Source organism: Haoranjiania flava (genome assembly GCF_025631005.1).
In the GTDB taxonomy this organism is placed as follows: Bacteria; Bacteroidota; Bacteroidia; order Chitinophagales; family Chitinophagaceae; genus Haoranjiania; species Haoranjiania flava.
The window spans coordinates 12355-33583 of sequence record NZ_JAOTPL010000023.1; the positions used below are offsets into that span (position 1 = coordinate 12355).

17 protein-coding genes are annotated in these 21229 nt (G+C 41.4%); 7 read left to right on the forward strand and 10 right to left on the reverse strand.

Annotated features, from left to right (window positions below):
• Positions 1-28: 28 nt before the first annotated feature.
• The 8 genes from OD355_RS12415 to metE all read right to left on the reverse strand — a co-directional run bounded on the left by OD355_RS12415 (position 29) and on the right by metE (position 11647).
• A complete protein-coding gene (locus OD355_RS12415) occupies positions 29-1132 on the reverse strand; it encodes a RagB/SusD family nutrient uptake outer membrane protein (protein ID WP_263038810.1) in 1104 nt (367 codons plus the stop codon).
• Positions 1133-1147: 15 nt separating this feature from the next.
• Positions 1148-1933: a RagB/SusD family nutrient uptake outer membrane protein gene (locus tag OD355_RS12420; RefSeq protein WP_263038811.1), complete on the reverse strand. Its 786-nt coding sequence runs from the start codon at positions 1931-1933 to the stop codon at positions 1148-1150.
• Positions 1934-1951: 18 nt separating this feature from the next.
• Positions 1952-5317 (reverse strand): TonB-dependent receptor, encoded by a 3366-nt coding sequence (locus OD355_RS12425; RefSeq protein ID WP_263038812.1) that lies wholly within the window; start codon positions 5315-5317, stop codon positions 1952-1954.
• Between the two features lie 188 nt (positions 5318-5505).
• On the reverse strand, positions 5506-6603 hold the full coding sequence (locus tag OD355_RS12430) for a FecR family protein (protein WP_263038813.1): 1098 nt from the start codon (positions 6601-6603) through the stop codon (positions 5506-5508).
• Positions 6604-6625: 22 nt separating this feature from the next.
• Positions 6626-7198, reverse strand: coding sequence for an RNA polymerase sigma-70 factor (locus tag OD355_RS12435; protein WP_263038814.1), 573 nt, complete (start codon positions 7196-7198; stop codon positions 6626-6628).
• A gap of 321 nt (positions 7199-7519) precedes the next feature.
• Positions 7520-7966 (reverse strand): hypothetical protein, encoded by a 447-nt coding sequence (locus OD355_RS12440; RefSeq protein WP_263038815.1) that lies wholly within the window; start codon positions 7964-7966, stop codon positions 7520-7522.
• 307 nt (positions 7967-8273) lie between these two features.
• Positions 8274-9092, reverse strand: a complete 819-nt coding sequence (locus tag OD355_RS12445) for a helix-turn-helix domain-containing protein (RefSeq protein ID WP_263038816.1) — start codon at positions 9090-9092, stop codon at positions 8274-8276.
• A gap of 260 nt (positions 9093-9352) precedes the next feature.
• Entirely contained in the window at positions 9353-11647 is a 2295-nt protein-coding gene (metE, locus tag OD355_RS12450) for a 5-methyltetrahydropteroyltriglutamate--homocysteine S-methyltransferase (RefSeq protein WP_263038817.1), read from the reverse strand.
• Positions 11648-11861: 214 nt separating this feature from the next.
• Between metE and OD355_RS12455 the strand changes: the two genes are divergently transcribed.
• The 7 genes from OD355_RS12455 to OD355_RS12485 all read left to right on the forward strand — a co-directional run bounded on the left by OD355_RS12455 (position 11862) and on the right by OD355_RS12485 (position 18374).
• Positions 11862-12323 carry an Lrp/AsnC family transcriptional regulator gene (locus tag OD355_RS12455; RefSeq protein WP_263038818.1) on the forward strand — a complete coding sequence of 154 codons (462 nt, stop codon included), beginning with the start codon at positions 11862-11864 and terminating at the stop codon, positions 12321-12323.
• Positions 12324-12468: 145 nt separating this feature from the next.
• Positions 12469-12798: a hypothetical protein gene (locus tag OD355_RS12460; RefSeq protein ID WP_263038819.1), complete on the forward strand. Its 330-nt coding sequence runs from the start codon at positions 12469-12471 to the stop codon at positions 12796-12798.
• A 281-nt stretch (positions 12799-13079) separates the two neighbouring features.
• Complete coding sequence (locus OD355_RS12465) at positions 13080-13991, forward strand: FixH family protein (protein WP_263038820.1); 912 nt, start codon at positions 13080-13082, stop codon at positions 13989-13991.
• A gap of 53 nt (positions 13992-14044) precedes the next feature.
• Positions 14045-15982, forward strand: a complete 1938-nt coding sequence (locus OD355_RS12470; protein ID WP_263038821.1) for a TonB-dependent receptor plug domain-containing protein — start codon at positions 14045-14047, stop codon at positions 15980-15982.
• A gap of 3 nt (positions 15983-15985) precedes the next feature.
• Positions 15986-16357: a hypothetical protein gene (locus OD355_RS12475; RefSeq protein ID WP_263038822.1), complete on the forward strand. Its 372-nt coding sequence runs from the start codon at positions 15986-15988 to the stop codon at positions 16355-16357.
• A 48-nt stretch (positions 16358-16405) separates the two neighbouring features.
• Complete coding sequence (locus tag OD355_RS12480; RefSeq protein ID WP_263038823.1) at positions 16406-17281, forward strand: MbnP family protein; 876 nt, start codon at positions 16406-16408, stop codon at positions 17279-17281.
• 67 nt (positions 17282-17348) lie between these two features.
• Positions 17349-18374 carry a cytochrome-c peroxidase gene (locus tag OD355_RS12485; protein ID WP_263038824.1) on the forward strand — a complete coding sequence of 342 codons (1026 nt, stop codon included), beginning with the start codon at positions 17349-17351 and terminating at the stop codon, positions 18372-18374.
• A 66-nt stretch (positions 18375-18440) separates the two neighbouring features.
• Here OD355_RS12485 and OD355_RS12490 read toward each other — a convergent pair whose 3' ends face one another.
• A complete protein-coding gene (locus tag OD355_RS12490; protein ID WP_263038825.1) occupies positions 18441-20642 on the reverse strand; it encodes an alpha-galactosidase in 2202 nt (733 codons plus the stop codon).
• Between the two features lie 150 nt (positions 20643-20792).
• A partial coding sequence (locus OD355_RS12495) for a RagB/SusD family nutrient uptake outer membrane protein (RefSeq protein WP_263038826.1) occupies positions 20793-21229 on the reverse strand: 437 nt, incomplete at its 5' end.

Below are 21229 nucleotides of genomic sequence, written 5' to 3' on the forward strand. Positions count from 1 at the left end.
TACTTCATATTCAGAGTTATTTAAAAAATTAATCCCATCCGGGTATTTGTTTAATGCGCTTATTTCGCAGCAGGTCATTTTGAGGTATGGGCCAGAAATAATCTTTCAAAGAAAAGCTCATTTGGAAGTACTGCTTTTCCCTGTAGTAAGCCTGTATATTTTCCTGATCCATATCCCAACCGTTAATACTTTCATTCAGTTCTTCAGGTGCTGTTTTCCATCTTTTTAAATCAAAAATGCGCTGACTTTCAAAAGCAAGCTCTATAGTTCTTTCATTTTGTATAATTTCCCTGAAGCCGTCTTTGGTAGTATATTTTTCCGGTCTTACTGAAAAATTAGTCCATGCATCCTGAACAGTTGGCAGCATAGCCCTTTCACGAATCCTATTTACATACATATATGCCTCGTCAGAGGGGCCGTAAGCTTCGTTAAGCGCTTCCGCGTATAGCAGGTATAAATCAGATAAGCGCATCACCGGGAAAGTATATCCTTTAAGGGGGTAAGTATTTGCGTTAAGCGTACTGGAATAATGTACCAACTTTTTAGGCCAGTAACCTGTGATACTATGCAACGCATTACCTTTCTTGCCATGTGTTTGACCGAATTTTGCCTGCACGTAAAATGGTTCATTATCATTGGTCTTTCCCTGGGCTTCCCAAATAGAACCGTCAAATGCCAAGTCTGCATAAAAGCGGGGTTCCCTGTCAAAATTGAACGCTGCAGTAGTATATCCCTCTTTCAGATAAAATTTATCATTGGCCGTAGCCGTACGCAGGTTATAACGATTGATAAATGACCAGGTCTTGTCTTCATTGATAGGTACGCCATTCTTTGTGTAAAACTTGTACGCTATTTTCATGGGTACTCCCAGGTTACCGCGCGGCACAGGGTTTCCGAAGAAGTTTGGATCTAAACCCTTAATAGTAGCCTGGATTTGCAGATCATTGGTACCTCCTCTGTAGGCCCATATAATTTCCTGGTTCCATTTTTCGGTCATGACGCTTCGCAGCTCTATTTTCTTTAAAGATTGCGGACCAAAGGATAACAAGGTGGGCGGAATAAAACGATATAAGGAAAAGCCGATAGCCTCGCAGACATCAATAGCTTCTTTGCACGCAGTTGCAGCCTTCACCCATTTATTTTCGTCCTAAACCGGGTTGAAGAGTTCCTGCCCTTCATCGTTTTTAAAGCCGGAATAATCTTTATTGCCGTTAAATAGAGGGCTGGCAGCATATACCATTATTTTTGCTTTCATAGCCAGGGCAATGGGCCTGGTTATTCTTCCGAGTTCAGCATTATCATCTGCCACTCTATCAGGAAGGTCAACTGCAGCTTCATCTATCAATTGCTCTATATAATTAAAGGCCGAGTCCAGCGGCATCCGTGAAACCTTCATACTTTCGGGGTCGGCGCTTACTTCCAGGTTGTTTTTTACCACCGGTATGGGCCCATACATGGTAATAAGAAAAAAGTGGTAATAAGCTTTTAAAAACTTTACTTCTGCTGCCCATTGTATTTTTTCCTGCTCTTCCATATCAGGCACTTTCTGTATGTTATCCAAAAAGATGTTACAGTCCCTTATACTTCTCCAGGCATCTTTTCCGTTCCATTCACTCCAATAATTCAGGTTGGGAGAGCTGCTGCTTTGTATACCGCGTGCTATCTCCCAGGCATAATCTGTTGGCCCGTCATTAAAAGGATAATTGGGTAGCCAGAGTTCGTCACCAGTCATCAAACCGGGACTGTGAGACATGCTGCCGAATTCTACCAGGCTGGAGTAACAGGTATACAGGTACTTTTTTGCGGTTTCCCTGAGGCGGAATGCATAATCTATAGTAGCAATATTATCAGGAACAATATCAAGATACTTGCTGCATGACAACCAGAACAACCCGGTAAAAGATATTAAAACAGCTATAATTATTTTACGCATTTTTATTTTCTTTTTTGATTAAAAATTAGCTTGTAATCCTACATTAAACACGCGCTGAAGCGGGTATCCTAAACCGGCATCCCTGCCACCCATTTCCACATCCCAGAGTTTAAAATCGCTCAGCAGCATTAGATTGGTACCATTACCATAAATCCTTAGCTTTGACATTTTGGCTTTTTTGGTCCATCTTTCAGGAAACGTATAGCCTATCTCTGCCTGTTTCCAACGCAGGAATGCACCGCTTCTTAACCACCATGTACTGTATTGATTATTGTTTTTACTTTCTGCAATACTTAACCTGGGGTATAAGGCGTAGGGGTTTGGATTGTCAGGATTGTAATAATCATCTGCAAAGACTTTTAATACCTGGTGATTCTGATAAAAAGGTTGCAAATAGGCAGGCCGCATCCAGAACGATTCATTAGCCAATCCCTGGAAGAAAGAAGAAAAATCAAACCCTTTATATATCAGAGAGAAACCGAATCCATAAATGATTTCCGGCGTTTCAGGAAATCCTGTAGCAACCTTATCATACTCATTAATAATACCATCATTATTGATGTCTCTATATTTAATATCGCCACCAATAACAGGTGTACCAAAGTCTTGGGGCGGGCTGTTTCTTACATCACTTTCATCAATAAATAATCTTTCGGCTATATATGCCCAGTTTTGGCTGAAGGGATATCCCTCGCGGTAACGCCACCAATTATCTCCGTAATCAACCTGCGGATAATAAGTAACTTTGGTGGTAGCATAGGTATAATTTCCCCTCATTACCAATCCTAAATTCTCGTTGAACTGGTGTGCGTAATCAACAGATACATCTAATCCCCTGCCCGATCCTTTACCGCTATTGGCATAGATGGTTGTAGACACGCCCAATGTCTGCGGTATTTCGGGGCGAGAAAGTAAAATGTTTTTCCTGTTCTCAGTATAATAATCGGCAAGGATCTTGATTTTATTATTGAATAAACTTAGCTCTGCACCAAAGTTTGATTTATAGGCGGTTTCCCAGGTAATATCAAAATTAGGGAAGCGGTTTACAGAAACGCCACTCAGGCTGTTGCCGCCGTCGTACCCAAAAGTCATGCCTCTGTCGCCATCATTCATATTTACTTCGGACAAATAGAAGAACCTGTCCTCGGTACGGCCGATCTGGTCATTGCCTACCAGGCCATAGGTAGCCCTTAACTTGAATAAGTTAACCGTTTTGGAGAGTCTTTCCCAGAACTTTTCGTTAGACACCGTCCACGCAACGCCGGCTGAAGGAAAGAAGCCCATTCTTTTATCTTTATAAAAACGTTCAGAGCCATTGTAACCGAAGTTAAACTCAGCTGCATAACGCGAATCATAAGCATAAGTAGCCCTTCCGGACAACCCGATGTTTCTTGACGGCAATGAAAGCTGCAGGCTGCCGCTATTGCCTACGAGTGATTGCCTTATTACACCTACCAGTAAGCCGCTAATGCTGTGCTTTTGATGAAATACTCTTCCATAGTCGAAAGCAGTTTCCCAATAAAAAGAAGAAGCTATTGTTTTAGTAGGTTCTGAATAAGTAAGGTATTCTGTACCACCCGTAGGATTCTGAACCTGCAAAGTATAATCGCCGCTATACCTGTCAAATTCTGAAATATAATACCTGAAAGGTGTGTATCCTCTTACCACGTCGAAGAATGAACTGCGGTTGGTATTAAACAAAGTACGAAACCTTAATCCTTCGGTGATAAAATCCAATCTTTGTTTTACTTCTAATTGCGCAGACATAAAAGACCTGCTGTAATCCTTATATCCTCTTACCATATTGGCATACGGGTTTATAGAGCTTCCTCCCGGTTGTATTGCGCCTGAAGCCGGGTAGCCAAACATAATATGCTGTACATACCATCGAGCGCTATCTTTAGGAAAGTAAGCCGGGAATAGCACGGGGCTCGAGCGCATCACATCGCTGTATACCTGAGCACCGCCATCAATGGGGCCACGATAATCATCAAAGGCGCCATTCAGCCTCACGATCAATTCAGTTGTTTTGGTAAGATTGATGTTTACGTTTGATCTTAAGGTGTATGTATTCAGCTTAATGTTGCTGTTGAAATTGTTTCTTTTATCTACGTTCAATATACCATTGTCCTTTGCATAGGATGCAGTAACATAATACCTGGCCACATCACCGCCGCCACTTACGCTCATGTTGGCTCTTTGATTGATGGTATTTTTTTTGAAGAGCATTTTGCGCCAGTCTACTGCCGGATATATTAACGGGTGAAGGCCTTCTGCAGTAGCATCTATTTTTTCCTGTGTAAAAAACGGATCAGCCAACGGGTTCCTGGAAACCTGGGCATAGTTGTACATTTTCATATAAGTAACCGGGTCGGCCAATTCAACATTTGTTGTGGGCGAAGACCATGAGTTCTCTGCGCGCAGGTTAATGGTAGCTTTGCCTCTTCTACCCTGTTTGGTAGTTACTAAAATAACACCGTTGGCGCCTCTTGCCCCGTATAAAGCTGTTGATGTGGCATCTTTCATAATAGAAAAACTTTCAATGTCGTCTGGTGACATACGTGCCAGATCTCTGACAGTAAGCTCTATACCATCAATAAGTATCAACGGATCTTTTTTGCCCGTTCCGAAGGAAGTAACACCTCTTATGAAAAATTCGGCATTATCCTCTCCAGGCTCACCACTTCTCTGGTAGGCGATAACACCCGCTAAACGACCGGCCAAAGCGGTTGTTAAGTTTGATGAAGGAACTTTTAAATCACCGGGATTGATAGTGGTCATTGCGCCTACTACCTCCTGTTTCTTCTGCGTACCATAAGCCACAATTACCACATCATCCATATTTTCCCTGGCTTGCAATACTATTTTCATACTATCTTCGGTTGCCTGCACGGTCAGGGTTACGTGACCGGCAAAAGATATTTCCAACTCAGCTCCTACGGGCACATTTATGGAAAATTCTCCCGCTTCATTGGTAAGCACGCCCAGGGTTGTACCTTTTTGTATCACAGCTGCTCCCGACAAAGGCTCGCCTTTGTCATTGGTGACCACTCCTCTGATGATGCGTTGTTGGCGGGCATTTGACAGATCGCTGGCACGTGCAGCTTGTGCTGTCTTTATTACTACCAGGTTTTTATTCACGATATTGTAGCTCAAGCCTGTACCTTGCAATATGCGGCCCATAACGTTTTCAATCGATGCGGCTTTCACATCTATATTTTTCTTGAGCGACATAACTGCTGCATCCTCATGATACAAAAACCGGTAGTCGGTTTGCTGCTGTATCATAGAAAACAGTTTAGACAATTCTGTGTTTTTTGCGGCTAAAGTGATGGTATTTTGCGCCAGTCCTGCGGCTCCCGCATGTAAACAAAATACTGTCATTAGCATAATAAAAAGTTTCATAATCAGGAATAACTTTTTTACAGGTATATACCTTTTTTCCATAACTTTGATAATGATTAATGTAATAGGGAATAATTAATTTTCTACAGCCTTATTTCATTTTAAGGAGGAGATGTTGGCGCATCTCCTTTTTTACAGGGGTTAAGTTTTATGCATAATTTTCATTTTTATTCAATGATTACTTTATTTTTATTTATTGTATAGTTGAAATGATATGTCATTTTTAAAGCGTCAAGTGCTTCTTTCAAGGTTTCCGTATGAAATACGCCTGTAAATTTTTCATACATCAGTGAAGAATTACTGATCCTGATCTCTACATTGTACCATTGCTCCATTTTCCTGGCTACATTGGCAAAGTTTTCACTGTTAAATACCAGTTTATTCTCTATCCATGCTACCTCGGGTATAAGACCACTATTGGTCTCTACCTGCAAGGTGTCTATCTTGAATTTAATGATCTTAACCTGGGCGCTGTTTTGGGCTGCAGTAGCAATCAAACTCCTGGTATCTATCACCACTTTTTCATCCGGCTTCATCAGGATTTTTTTCTTATCTCCTGTTTGTCCCGCCACGGCGAGTTCTACAGATCCACGGATGAGTGAAGTTTCTATTTTGTTGTTTTCAGGATAAGAATTTATATTAAATGCCGTGCCTTTTACTTTTACATCAATCATACCTGCATGCACCACCATAGGGAGTTCCGCCTTGTGTACCACATCAAAGAATGCTTCTCCTACTAACGTTACTTCCCTGTTGTGCTTACCGAAATCTCGATTGTAAGCAATGCGGCTATTACCGTTTAACCATACAACACTACCATCTGGAAGTGTCAGGCGTGTTTTTTCGCCGTGTGATGTCTTATATTCAACATTATTTTTTGCCAACAAAGGCACATACCTGTGCGGTGCAGAGATATAAAATACTGCAATAACAAAGAGAAGTACAACCGCAGCTGCTATGTACAACCTTTTGGCTTTCCGGATAATGCCCGTCTTTCTTTGAGGCTGATGCTGCCATTTTGTAAAATCTTCAGGGCTGGCTTGTTGTATCTTTTTCAGCAGCAGTTCCCAAGCGTGCTTGTCTTCAGTTGTTATTTCCGTTCTTCTCCTGCTATTATCAAAGTAGGCTACATGTATCTCAAACTGGCAGGCCGTTTCAGGATTGTCGCGCAAAAAAGCTTCCATCTCTCTCTGCTCTTCCATCGTGACTTCGTTGGTAAGATACCTGCTTAATAAATGCCAAATTCTGTCTGGTACCGGGTGCATATTTTAAGTTTTGAGATACTGATTATTTGTTTTGTTCCAAGAATGAAAGTCTTATTGACTGTGTAATTCTTTTAACAGCTATAGCTAGTTGAGCATCTACAGTTTTTACCGATATATTCAGGATATCGGCAATTTCTTTTAGTTTCAGCCCGTCATGTTTTGCGAGTTTATAAATGAGTTTGCAGCGAGGGGGTAATGTATCGATGGCACCATCCAGGCGATTGATTATTTCGTTATTTAAAAGTATTTTTTCGGGTGTATCTGCAGATGAACTGACAAGATTTTCATTAACAAGGTCAATATCAAAAAACAATTCTTTTTTTTCTCTCTGCAACATCCTGAGCGCCACATTCCTGGTAGCTACGTACAGGTAGCTGTTGATATTTTCTATTTCAATGAGATGAGCCCTGTTCTTCCATAAAATAACAAACACATCTGATGATGCCTCCTCTGCCAGCTGAGAGCTTTTCAATATAGCATAGGCAAAATTTTTCAATCGTTTATAGTAACAATAGAAAAGTTTCTCAAACGCTTCTATATCGCTATGTAATGCAATTTGCTCTATGTAAAATTTTATTTGTAAAGCCTCAGTCATCCAACAATTTCTCCATATTACATACTAACTAATGTCTCTTTTATAAATAAGAGACAAAATTTAATAAAATCCCCTAAAATAATGTAAAAGTTTTACAGAAAGGGTTTTATAATCCTGGTGTGGCTGTGGCTTTAATAAGAGTGCCTTCCCCTGCACTGGTTGCACACGTAGGTTATTTACAAATGTCTAAGTAGTGGAAGTTTATAAAAGAATGGAAGGTAGCAGGCAACGAACCTACCGAGGTAAGCTGAAAACCTTAGTAGTTACCGGTATCCAAGGTGGTTCTTACATTTGTTTTCATTGTAAAATAACTGATAGTACTTATCGTTTTAGTTTTCCCGAAAGCTGCATACCACTTTTTGTGTTGAGGGCAATCAATACGAGATTACACAGACCCAACGCCAATTCTGCTATTTGTGCAATAAGAAAAACATGATCTATTGCTTGGAAATGTGAATGATAGTACAGGAATACGGCCAATATTATTAAGCCTACCCCATTTACAATTATGAAGTTCATTCTTCTTTTCTTTGCCAAAATGATCGGATTGATGGATCTACCTGCCAATTTATCCCCTGTAATCTTTAGCATTGGCATTGCTATAATCATTATAGGAAGCGCATATAGGATAAATGTTTTGACAGCCTTAATGAATTCAATATCTGCCCTTATTTCTGCAAGTAAGGATAAGCTGAAAAAAGTTACAATTGTCAATCCTGCTATGATCGTAGCGATAAAATGTGCCTTTAAGATGGTCTTTCGTTCCATAACTGTTAATTTAAAAGGTTGATTTCATATGTATGGTTGCCTTCTTATTATCCAACTAATAAATCTGTTGCTGCAATCAGATTGACAGGCTGAATCTGCTTTAAGGTTCTTGCTGGTTGCGCTGTAACTCTGAAAAGGAATGAGCATTTACTATGCTAATCCTTTGTTATTCGGAAATTCCTTTTCCCTTTTCGTATTATGGCCTGAAGAAATACCGCCTATTGTAATAGTGATACCATTAATATAATTATGAGTCTCATCCTGTTTTCCTTTTTATGACAGTACAAAGTTCGGAATCGAACGGAGCTTAAAATTGTAAAAAACGGAAACTGGGGATTTGCTTGCGTAATCGGTTAGGTGTTTGCCCTGTAATGTCTTTTACCTCACGAATAAAATGTGCCTGGTCAAAATAATTGTTATCGTAGGCAATGTGTGTGAGTGAGCTTTCAGAATGCTTCATCTGAAAAGCAATCTGTTTCAGCTTCACAATACGAAGATATTCCTTCGGCGAACAACCAATGTAATCATAGAAGTGGTTGCGTATTGTTCGGTCTGAAACAGCCAACAGCTGGGACAATTCTGTAATTTCAAGATGTGCAGCGTTTATCTCGATCAGTTCAATTGCCTTTGTGATAAGTGATAAATCCCGGGCAAGGATATTATCTAAAAATACAGCCTCCACTTCATGGAACATCGACTCTGTATCCCGGCAGGCATTTACTTTTCGCAAAAACTTATTGGCAATACTTCCGAACAGCGCTTTTGTATTGATTATCCAGGGCAGGGAGTTTATAGGCACCTTAGTAAAGTGCGCCAACCCAAAAGGTTTTACATGTGCTCCAAGAATTTTTATCCTTTCGGTAGAGGGCTCTACGGTTATTTTTTGTGTAGAAATTCTTGATATGGCAATCTCTGCCAATACGGTTTCATTTAATGTATGGTTAATTACCCTGAATGGATGGTCAAAGAGATAACCAAATGTTACCCGGGGAAACGGTATTATAAATTCAGCTCCGCTAATCATTTCTGACACTGAGGCATCGATATAAAAGTAATATTCCACGATACTTCTAAGCAACGGGTTATCAGGCTTTTTAATCGTAAAATATGTATCAGTGTCCGCCACTTTATTTTAAATAAATTGCTGTGACAATCTTAGCAAAAAAGCTAATTTTATATTCAGTTACCTTGTTGTATCAAATATAGTAAATCCAAGTAATCTTAATACGTTTCCATTTTACTTTTCACAATATGCAAAAGTTGGCTTTGGCCTGCCTGTAATTGGCTCCTATTACGCATTTCGAATGATCAGCTGCACACATACCCATGTGCAGCAAAAAGCGGGCATCAAAATTTTGACACCCTGCTTTCCGCTAAAAACTATTGCTAAGATGTTGCGGCTACTCCTGCTCTCATTGCGGTGACTGCTTCTATCATCGCTTTAAGAGCCCTCTCCGTCTCGGGCCAGTGGCGGGTTTTTAAACCGCAATCCGGGTTTACCCATAATTGTTCAGCGGGAATTACAGCCTGTGCTTTTTCCAGCAATGCCACCATTTCGTCTTTCGAAGGCACGCGGGGAGAATGAATATCATACACACCGGGGCCTATATCGTTGGGATAGTGAAACGCTGCAAATGCATCCAGCAGTTCCATTTGCGAACGCGAACATTCTATGGTGATCACATCTGCATCCATGGCTGCAATGTGCTTGATGATGTCGTTGAACTCCGAGTAGCACATGTGCGTGTGTATCTGGGTACTGTCTTTGACAACCGAAGCTGCAATCCTGAAACATTCCACCGCCCAATGTAAATACGCATCCCAGTCTGTTTTTCTCAAAGGCAGGCCTTCACGTATGGCAGGCTCATCAATTTGTATCACCTTTATACCGGCATTTTCCAGGTCGGCCACTTCATCACGTATGGCTAAAGCGATCTGGCGGCAGGTCTGCGCTCTGGGCTGATCGTCGCGCACAAACGACCATTGCAGAATAGTTACAGGTCCGGTGAGCATTCCTTTGACCAGTTTGGTTGTCAGCGATTGTGCATATTCTGACCAGTACACCGTCATTGCCCGGCTCCGGTGAACATCTCCGAAAATTACAGGAGGTTTTACGCAACGGCTGCCATAGCTCTGTACCCAGCCGTTGGTGGTGAAGGTGAAACCTTCGAGCCTTTCGCCAAAGTATTCAACCATATCATTTCTCTCAAACTCGCCGTGCACCAACACGTCCAGCCCGATCTGCTCCTGCCACTCAATAACTCTTTTGGTTTCTTCTTTCAGCAGGCTGTCATATTCAGCGGCAGTGATCAGCCCTTTTTTGAATTTAGCCCGCCATGACCTTACTTCCGCGGTCTGGGGAAACGAACCGATGGTGGTAGCCGGAAATAAGGGAAGCTTCAGAATCCTTTGCTGTTCAGCCTTGCGAATGGCAAAGGCGCTCTTCCTGCGGGAATAGTGCTGATCTATGGATTGCACCCTGCGCTGCACTGCGGGATTGTGAATGCGGACAGAAGTTTTTCTTGACTCCACCGCCCTGGTATTTTCTTGTAAACGCGAAACGATCTTTTCTTCCGTGCTGCCGGTTGCAATTGCTTTAAGTGTAACCAGTTCATCTATCTTTTGCCTTGCAAATGCAAGCCAGTTCCTGATCTCCGCATCGAGCGATTTTTCCAGGTTCAGATCGCAGGGTGTATGTAATAGGGAGCAGGATGGCGCCAGCAACAACCTTTCATGTCCTAAGGCCTCTGCAGCTTGTTGTATGAAGTTAAGTGATTTCTGAAAATCATTTTTCCAGATATTCCTGCCGTCTACGATGCCTAAGGAAAGGCGCAAATGAGCAGGAATTGCTTTCAGCACATTTTCCAGTTGCCCGGCATCCCGCACTAAGTCTATATGCAGCACATCCGCAGGCAAGTTTACTGCGAGTGCAAGATTGTCCTGAAGGCCCCCGAAATACGTAGCTATGATAAATTTAAGATCGGGGAATTTTTTCCGGATCTGGCGGTAAACAAATTCATACGCTGTTTTCTCTTTGTGGTTTAAAGCCATAGTAAGAAACGGCTCATCAAACTGTATATATTCCGCACCCTGTGTTCCTAACTTCGACAAAATCTGAAGGTAAACAGGCAGCAGGTTTTCTACTAAATCTATTTTATCAAAATTTGCTTCTTTCTCTTTTCCCAGCAACAGGTAGCTAACCGGCCCGATGATCACCGGTTTGGCGTTAATGCCGAGCGCCTTTGCTTCTGCAAATTCATTGAAAATTTTGTTGGAGTTAAGCGTAAACTGCTGGTTTTTCAAAAACTCAGGCACCAGGTAGTGATAGTTGGTATCAAACCATTTGGTCATTTCCATGGCTGTAATATCAATGCCGTGTTCCTGACAGCCTCTGGCCATAGCAAAGTAAAGATCGGGGCGCATAGCGATATCAGCATAACGTTCGGGAATGGCGCCGGTAGTGAGTGTCATATCCAGTACCTGGTCGTAAAAAGAGAAATCGTTGCAGGGGATGATATCAATACCGGCTTGTTTTTGAATTTTCCAGTTCTCAAGGCGGATATTTTTCCCGGTTTGCTCAAGTTGTTCATAGCTGATCTTTCCCGACCAGTATTGCTCACAGGCCTTCTTTAATTCGCGTTGGGCTCCTATACGCGGATAGCCCAGGTTGTGTGTCTGCATGTGCTTATATTTAGTTTTAAACAAAAAATGCTTTTCAATGCTTGCGGTGAATGTTAGCGTTGGTTTGTGATAATTCGCCGTACCAAAACTACAGGTACAAAATATTATTTCCTTATATTCGCAATTATTGAGGATAATATTCTAAAATAGAATTTTAAGAAGCATATTATCCTTCGTGAAAATGATTTATGGGCAGTTTAAAGAACAATATTCTATGCAGGAATTAGACAATACCGACCTGAACTTATTAAGAACTGTAAGTAAAAACTCAGGCTTTACCATAAAAGAACTCGCTGCAAAGGTCAATCTCTCACCCTCTCCGGTATTTGAGCGCTTAAAGCGGCTGGAGCGGGAAGGCTATATAAAAAAATATGTTGCCCTGTTAGATGCAGAGAAATTAAATCATGGATTTATTGTCTTTTGTAATATAAAACTGAAAACACATGACAAAAGCATTGGCCACAAATTCGTGAACGATATTTTGACGATTGATGAAGTGGTGGAATGCTACAACATATCAGGCGAATATGATTTCCTGTTGAAAGTTTATGCCAGGAGCATGAAGCACTACCAGGATTTTGTTTTTAATAAATTAGGCTCTGTCAACAGCATTGGCAGCACGCAAAGTACATTTGTAATGGCAGAAATAAAAAACCTGCACAATATCAGCCTGTAACCTGCTGCCAGTTTTGTGTAATTTTTTAGGAAAATAGCATGAAAGCAGTTTGCAACAACAAATCTTTCTGTATATTTGGGCCGATACTGAAATGAGAAACACCAGGATGATAACACGCCTAAGTACCTATTGGTTACTTGCCGCAATGATTTTTCAATCATTCTACCTCAATATACTTGTAGCTGATTATGAAATAAACCTGCCTGAATACATTGCTCAATGTATAAATAAGGATAAACCAAAGATGAAGTGTAATGGGAAGTGTGCGCTTTCTAAAAAGATGGATGAAGAACAGAAAAACGAATCCAAAAGCAAGATTGCAGTATCAGAATACAACTCCCTGTATGTGCCCAGCAACTTTGCATCCTCGCTATACGAATGGAGTGAGCCAATTGTTGAAAAACATTACCTGCATTATTTAAATAATTATACTTACAGCTATTACAGCGCTCTGCTGCGCCCTCCCGCCTGCTGATAATTATTGCAAACAGCTGCCCTAAGAAAAGTATTAAGTTTATTTATTTGCCTGCACATAAATTATGTGTCAACTGCATTAAATATGCTCAAAGCCCTGACAGAACGCGGGTTTCAGCTTAGTTTGGCATAAAGCGCTCCATCCGGAGAAGCAATAAAGGTTAATCTACAAAAGAAACAAATTATGGGCACCTGTACGATTAACTTATAAAGAACAGCGCTTGCAAAGAACATGCACCTGAAATAATTGCAGGCATTTCAACAAAAACATAAATCATACAAATGCAAAGACTTTTAGTGTTACTGGTTGTAATAGGTAGTGCAGCTATGTCCTGCACCAAGGAAAAGACAGACTACGAAGCTGAGATCAGTATAATTGTTACCGAACACCATGAATTTAAAGAAGTAAGCCAGCTAAGCAGCGACGGCTATACCATCAGCATTGAGGCATTGAACGGCCAGCTGTACAAAGGTTATAACGAAATCAGGCTGAAAATTAAACATACGCCCGCAGGCAAAAGCATTCCTAAGGCAATCAACTTTTTGCCTGTGATGCAAGACAGCGAAGGCAACAAAACATCGTGCCCGCATAAGTATGCATTGGTTTATCAAAAAGAAGAAAACTATTTCTCCGGCTATGTAGTTTTTACAAGCGAAAGCAGCGCTAAGGCTAACTGGGAGCTGTTTATAGACTTTACAACCGACAATAAAAATCACAGCATAAAGCAAATGGTTGCCGTGAAAGAACAAACAAATAAAAACCTGAACATGACCAGCTTTACCGGTAATGATAATGAGCAATACATCATTGCTTTAGTATCTCCCCAAAAACCGAAGGTTGCCGAAAACAAGCTGGTAGCAGGCATTTACAAATACAATAAAACAACAACCACCTCCGGCAACCCGCCTCTATTTTCCTACATCGAAGTTAAAGGCTACCTGCTACAGTTAGACCCCCGCATGCCCGAACCTTCTATGGGCAACCATTCTTCGCCCAACAACAAAGATCTTACACAAGGCGCCGACAGCTTATATCACGGTGTGGTCAATTACACCATGACAGGCAACTGGACACTGAACTTCATTATGCTGAACCAGCATGGAAAGATCATCAAGGGTACAGAGGTACCTAAAGATTTTACACCGGGCGTGGAAGGAAAGAAGAGTGAACTGTACATTGATACTTTATTTTAATTATGAGAAGACAAATTATTTTTTGCTTTATTACATTTTTTACGTTTCCGGCGATGGCGCAGGTAACACAACAACCGAAAGACACTGTAAACGTACTGGCTGATGTGGAGATCATGTCTGTTGCCAAAAAGAAAATAGAAACCGACATGAAGATGGCAGTTTCGGTAGATGAGTTCCTGGCATCGTCAGGCAATATCAGCTTCATCAAGCGCGGGGCTTATGCGTGGGAACCTTTGCTGAACAATATGAGCACCGAACGCTCTACCATAACCATCGACGGCATGCATATTTTCGGCGCCTGCACAGACAAAATGGATCCTGTAACTTCTTATGTTGAAAGCAACAACCTCTCTGCCATAGATATTAAATCCGGCCAGCAGGGAAGTCTGCATGGCGCTACAGTTGCCGGCAGCATTGACTTACAAAGAAGAAGCACCCCTTTCGGGCGCGAAAAAAAATTCAACGGCAACTACCAGACAGGTTTTGAGTTTAACAACAAGCAGTTTTTTAACCTGGCAGATCTTTCTTACTCCGGCAATAAGCTGGTAACTGATGCCAGCATTGGTTTGCGTAAAGCAGGCAACTATTATGACGGCAATAACAACCAAGTAAATCATTCGCAATACAACAAGTTCAACACTTCGCTGGGCTTGGCTTATAAGACAAGCCCGTTATCATCAGTAAGAGCAGACGCTATACTGGATGTAGCCAAAGATGTTGGTTTCCCTGCCCTGCCCATGGATCTTTGGCTGTCAAGAGCGTTGATCACATCCGCATCTTACAAACAATTATTTATTGACGGCATATTAAGAGTTTGGGATACGAAAGTGTATTTTAATGCCATAGAGCACTACATGGACGATACCAAACGCCCGGAAAACCTGGTACATATGGACATGCCGGGATGGAGTACCACTTACGGGCTGGTATCCAAAGCAAACCTCCAAAAAAACAACTATGTTGCCGAGTTACAGCTGAATGCTTACCAGAATTTGTCTATTGCCGAAATGCGCATGTACCCGCAGGACCGCAGCAAACGCACCATGTTTGCCTACAGCTGGCCCTGGGTAACCACCCGCGCAGCCAGCCTTGCCATAAACAATGAATGGGATCTGTCAAAGCACCACCAGGTACAGCTTGGCGGTTCTTTAGGATGGAACTACAACCATTCTAAATATGCAGAGTTTAACTGGATATTCCACCCGGGAACGCCCCAACAAAAAAGCCGCCTGTTGCCGGCATTACATGCAGGGTACCGGTTTCACCTGAATAATTTCAACGCTTCACTGGGGGCGGGTTACGGGCAAAGGGCGCCATCAGTTTCAGAAGGCTACGGTTACTACATCTACAACAGCTTTGACCGGTATGATTATATCGGCAATCCTGATCTGAAAAATGAAATATCCTATGAACTCAATGCATCAGCCGGCTTTAAACATGAAAAGGCGGGCATAGAAGCCAGGGCAAACTATTTCCATATAAAAAACTATATCATCGGGAGAATATTGAGTCTTGGCAGCCCCATGAATTACCAGTCAGTAGGCGTAAAAGGCTATACATCGCTGGACTATGCACGTATTTACAATATATCGGTAAATGCAAACTATAATATCCTGGAGCACCTGCATTGGAAAGGCATGCTGGCTTATGCACGCGCTACCGACGAACGGGGAGGCAATCTTCCTTTCATAAGGCCGCTTACCTACCAGACATCGCTGCATTTTATGCATAAGCAATTCGGTATACAAACCTCCGTAAACGGAGATGTAACGCAAACGGATTTCAGCCCGGAATACGGAGAAGATCAAACACCTGCTTATAAGGTCTGGAATGTTTCGGCGGACTATACTTTCACAATAAAAAATTACAGGATAATCTTTCAGGCAGGCGCTGAGAACCTGCTGAATGAATACTACAGCACCTATGCCGACTGGGGGAACATACCACGCATGGGCAGGAACATTTTCACGTCTTTAAAATTCAGTTTTTAGATAATGCAAAAAGCTCTGGGCATATGGATGGCTGCACTGTGTTTGCTGATAACATTTCAGCAGGCATTGATTGTGCTGCACTTTGAGCTGAACCGTGAAGCAATAGAAATAGCTTTCTGCATCAATAAGAATAACCCTTCAGCCAAATGCCATGGCTCATGCCACCTGAAAAAACAATTACAAAAAGCACAGGGCGCTAAAGAAACTGCTACAATAAACTATTCAAAAATTGACATTTTTATTCTTGCTAAATACAGTATAAAAATAGAAAATGTGCTCAGCCGGAACGGCAAACCTGCATCCATGCATCCAGACACTTTTTACAAAGAACCATTCCGTGAAATATGGGCACCTCCTCCGAATCCGAATATTTAATCATCACAAAAAATCAATTTTCAATTAAAAAATTTCAAATAAATCAAAATGCAAAATCTACAAAAACTACTGCAGGTTATTCTTTTTATATCCCTATTTTCAGCATGTACCAAGAATGAAAAAACGCCTGCTGCAAACAACCTCACCTTACATTTCAACAATACTTTTAAAGACAAAACTATTGTGTTGGGCGATAAAAATTCAACCACTGCAACCGTGAACACTTCCGCATCGGGACAGGTGCACAGGTTTTCAGAACTAAAATACGTGATCAGCAATATCCGCCTGGTAACAACTGCAGGCAAGGAAGTGCCATACAACATCAATGACCTGGACAAAGGTGCAACGATTGTAGACCATTCCAAGCCCCAGACACTGGATTATGTGCTCACCAATATTCCTTCCGGTGAATACAAACAGCTAAAATTTGGTTTAGGGGTAAAACAAGAACTGAATACTTTAGACGAGGTAAAATTTCCGAAATTCTATGCAGCCGCAGGCGCTAATAAAACCTGGATGATGTGGGAATGGGGCACCGGCTACCGCTTTACAAAGATTGAAGGCTTTTATGATACGGATAATAAACAAATGTCTATACATACAGGCAGTACTGTTGACGGAAAGGAAAATGATCCTTCAACATGGAAACAGGGTGTGGATGCCTACAGGGATATTACCCTCCCATTAAGTACCATAGCTGTCGTGGGCTTTAAAGCGCCAAAAATCAACATTAAAGCCGACTTTGACAAACTGCTGAGCGGCAAAACCAATACCATCAAACTCAAAACAGGAAATGGCATGGAAGATAATGCAACTCCGAATATACATCACAGTATTGAAATGAGAAAGTTTGTTGACAATCTCGGCGGCAACGGCACCAGCGACATAACCGGCATATTCTCCGTTACGAGCGTGGAAAACTAAACAAAAATCTATGAGCCGCTGCGGCATTGACCTGCAGCGGTTCTTTCTATTGTTTTAATGTTTAACTATGAAAAAAATTGCGGCAATTTTTATTGTATCCATAACCATCCTGTCATCCTGCAAACAAAAGGATGCAACGGCTCCTGTGCCATATGACAACCCTGAACTTACATTGCACATACCGGCCGGTTTCCCGGCCCTGAATGAAGCAGCGCTTAAAAATATGCCCACCAAATACGGCGTGGAGCTTGGCGAGAAGCTTTTTCATGAAAAAAGATTCAGCGCCAATAACACTATCTCCTGTGCGAGCTGCCATATACCCTCTCATGCATTTGCCGACAATAATGCACAAGCCATAGGCATTCACGGGCGCGTTGGCCTGCGCAATACGCCGCCTATTCAAAATATGATCTTCCTAAAGTTTTACAACTGGGACGGCAGCAAACTGCAACTGGAGAAACAACCACTGGTACCGATCATTACACACGAAGAAATGAACTCTTCTATTGTGGAAGTGATCAATAAAATCAGTAATGACGAAACATACAGGAAACTGTTTACAAGTGCTTTTGGCGATGAGAAAATAACACCCGAAAGAATATACAAAAGCATAGCACAATACGAATATACGCTTATCTCTGCCAACAGCAAGTACGACAAAGTGAAACGCAATGAAGGCGCAACATTTACTGAAAGCGAATCAAGAGGCTACCAGGCATTCAAAACCAAATGCGCAGACTGCCATAGTACAGAACTGTTTACAGATCAGAGTTTCAGGAATGTAGGCTTTCCCGTAAACACCAATAGCAATGAAGGCGGGCGCGGCAGAGTTACAGGTATAGCGGAAGATTACATGAGCTTCAGAGTGCCATCCTTAAGGAACGCTGAATTTACCGCTCCTTACGGCAGCTTTGGCCAGTTCCCTACCCTTAAATCAGTCCTGGATTATTTTGACAAGGGTGTGGAAGATGCCACAAACCTGGACCCTCTTTTAAAACAAAACGGCAACAGGATACCCATGACTGAACAGGAAAAAGAAGATATCATCGCTTTTATAAAAACGCTGAGCGATTATCAATTCACAGGGAGATGACTAAATACTATTCATACCCAGGCTGAATAACATGCTTCAGATGCAGATGGGTTTATTGTATGCTGATTAAACTGCTTCTATTTCCAGCACAACGCTTGACCTTCCGGAATGTATATCGGGATTAAAACCTATATGCATTAAGAAATCCCCGCTGTATGTATCGTTGGTTGTAACGCTGGATCTTTGACTACCATACAAGTTTATTTCACGAATTTTATACCTGCGCAGCGGATCAAGGCCCTGCAATTTTACGGGCCTGTGGTTGGGCTTCGTATACCGCCAGTTGGTGAGATAATTAAACATTACCGCACGGCTTTTATTTGCATCTACATACATGAGTGAAGCATAGTTATTTTCATGAGGATCCTGTAGCCTGTACATATCTCCATGCCATACCACATCTTTGAAACCATCGTAATTTTTTATAGCCTCCTTACAAAACTTCAGCTCATCTTTATCCAGTTCGCCTACAACAATGTCAAAGCCTAGTTTACCCATAGAAGCCACGTCTACCCTGTATTTGATCGGTTTACTACTCCAGTTAGTAACGTGATTGCAAACGGCAATAGAAGGATAATAATAAGAATAGTTCCATTGTAAAAAAATCCTGTCTACCGGATCAGTATTATCGCTTGGCCAGAATTCCGTAAAATATTGCAATAAATTGTAATCGCTTCTGCCGCCGCCGCCCGAGCATAGCATCATGGGCACGCTTGGATATTTTTTCCTGATACGTTTTAATACTTTTTCCAAGCCCTTTGTATATTCAATATATAGATGCGATTGTGGCTGGTTTGTACGTTCGAGATATTTGGAATGTCCATTGTAAATAGGTGCATTACAATCCCACTTGATAAAAGCAAGAGACGGGTTTTTAGTGAATAACTCATCAACCACATTGAACACAAAGTCCTGCACTTCAGGATTGGTGAGGTCTAATACCAGTTGGTTCCTGAAATATATCTCCGGGCGGGCCGGCTCCCTGATGACCCAGTCCAATTTTTTCTCATACAATTCACTTTTAGGATTTACCATTTCAGGTTCTATCCATATCCCGAATTTTACGCCTGCTTTCTCTGCTTCCTTCACCAGGTTCTCTACACCATTGGGCAGTTTCTTTTTATTAGCCTGCCAATCGCCTAAGCCGGCATTATCGCCGTTGCGGGGATATTTATTGCCAAACCATCCGTCATCCAGCAAAAACATGTTCACGCCTAATTCTTTGGCGCCGCCAAACAGGCTTATAAGTTTTTGTTCATCAAAATCAAAGTAGGTAGCTTCCCAGTTATTTAGCAAGGTAAGCCTTTGTCCTTCTCCGTCAAGCAGGTTGTGTTTTCTTACCCAGGTTTGCAAATTACGGCTCGCTTCACCTATACCATTAGTGGAGAGTGTATAGATCAGCCTGGGTGTTTCAAAACTATTTTTTGATTTTAATTCATAAACTGACTGGTAGCCCGCATTAATACCGGCGATCAATCTGAGATTCTGATAATTATCAATTTCAAATTCAATATCATAATTACCATTCCAGGCAAGCTGGCCCAACATAACCGTGCCTTCATTTTCCGTAGCTTTTCCGTTGAAGTGCAACATGAAATTTTGCGAAGAAAGTAAGTTCTCTCTTGTGCCCAATTTAGATGAAATGGTATGTATACCCTGCTTCAAGGGTGTAATAGCCGGTTGCAATTCTCTTCCCCAGCCGCCATTGTAGCTGGTAAGATAATATTCATCCTCATAAAAATATAAATTAGCCGAAGCATATTTATTTAAAATTACTTTTCCTTTTTCCTGGTTGCGCAATACAGACCATTGTTCAAATACATTTTCATTTTTCCATGCTTTATACATCAGATCTACATAAAAATCGTATACGGCATCTTTCAGCGTAATAGTCGTCAAAACAGCGCCATCATTCGTGTTGGATGTAGTATGTTTCTGATAGATAAAGTCAAGAGAATTATTGCCGTCTGCATGCACTACCGAGATAGCAGGTTCATTCATGGTATTGGTACCTGCGGGCAGATAAGCAAGGTTGTTGCGGGTTGCTCCCTCTTCAATCATACGTCTTTGCGATAACGTAGCTTTATAATCCGGTGCATTTTTTAATTTAGGGCCGAAATAAGCTATTGCCAGATGGCGGTCCTGTGAAACCTGCAGTACTAAAACTTTATTATTTGTTTCAATAGGAATAGTGGCCGTTTGACCGTAAGAACATAATGAGGCAGCTAAAAGAATAAAAAATAAATTGATTTTTAATAAGTGTTTCATTCGCATAATTTTAAGTGCGCCGCTTTGCGGCTAATGTTTTTAATTGATCAGAATAGTTATTGTAAACTTAGCATATACATACCTCTGTGCTGAGAGTAACTTACCGCTCTAATATAAGAATTCTGTTTTTTTATTATTCATGAATGCAGATTAATATCCTGGATTTTGAGTTAGGTTGGGGTTGATATCAATTTGACCCTGAGGAATCGGCCAGAATTCATGTTTATTAGTCTGGATATTTCCAAACACCTGTGGATTCCACAGCGGTGTGCGTGTAGTGTATATACCCCACCTTACCAGATCAAATCTTCGGTCTCCTTCATGTGCAAGTTCCCATCCGCGCTCTAAATACATATGTTCTCTAAATGCCTCCTGAGACAAATTTGCCAGTGGAGTTAATCCGGCTCTTTGTCTTACCTGGTTAATATATGTATATTTATCATTATCATTTAATTCGTTCAATACTTCTGCATACATTAGCAATACATCGGCATATCGTATTACATAATGATCTATATTAGTTCTCTGTGAGTTATCATTAGGAATGGGTTCCCTGAATTTTTTAATGTGCGGTCTATAAAAAGTAA

Coding starts and splice junctions, on each gene's coding strand:
- OD355_RS12485 (WP_263038824.1), top strand. CDS start 17,349: ATGAAAAAAATTGCGGCAATTTTTATTGTATCCATAACCATCCTGTCA.
- OD355_RS12440 (WP_263038815.1), bottom strand. CDS start 7,966: ATGGAACGAAAGACCATCTTAAAGGCACATTTTATCGCTACGATCATA.
- OD355_RS12465 (WP_263038820.1), top strand. CDS start 13,080: ATGCAAAGACTTTTAGTGTTACTGGTTGTAATAGGTAGTGCAGCTATG.
- OD355_RS12490 (WP_263038825.1), bottom strand. CDS start 20,642: ATGAAACACTTATTAAAAATCAATTTATTTTTTATTCTTTTAGCTGCC.
- OD355_RS12460 (WP_263038819.1), top strand. CDS start 12,469: ATGATTTTTCAATCATTCTACCTCAATATACTTGTAGCTGATTATGAA.
- OD355_RS12455 (WP_263038818.1), top strand. CDS start 11,862: ATGCAGGAATTAGACAATACCGACCTGAACTTATTAAGAACTGTAAGT.
- OD355_RS12425 (WP_263038812.1), bottom strand. CDS start 5,317: ATGACAGTATTTTGTTTACATGCGGGAGCCGCAGGACTGGCGCAAAAT.
- OD355_RS12480 (WP_263038823.1), top strand. CDS start 16,406: ATGCAAAATCTACAAAAACTACTGCAGGTTATTCTTTTTATATCCCTA.
- metE (WP_263038817.1), bottom strand. CDS start 11,647: ATGCAGACACACAACCTGGGCTATCCGCGTATAGGAGCCCAACGCGAA.
- OD355_RS12475 (WP_263038822.1), top strand. CDS start 15,986: ATGCAAAAAGCTCTGGGCATATGGATGGCTGCACTGTGTTTGCTGATA.
- OD355_RS12435 (WP_263038814.1), bottom strand. CDS start 7,198: ATGACTGAGGCTTTACAAATAAAATTTTACATAGAGCAAATTGCATTA.
- OD355_RS12470 (WP_263038821.1), top strand. CDS start 14,045: ATGGCGCAGGTAACACAACAACCGAAAGACACTGTAAACGTACTGGCT.
- OD355_RS12420 (WP_263038811.1), bottom strand. CDS start 1,933: ATGCGTAAAATAATTATAGCTGTTTTAATATCTTTTACCGGGTTGTTC.
- OD355_RS12430 (WP_263038813.1), bottom strand. CDS start 6,603: ATGCACCCGGTACCAGACAGAATTTGGCATTTATTAAGCAGGTATCTT.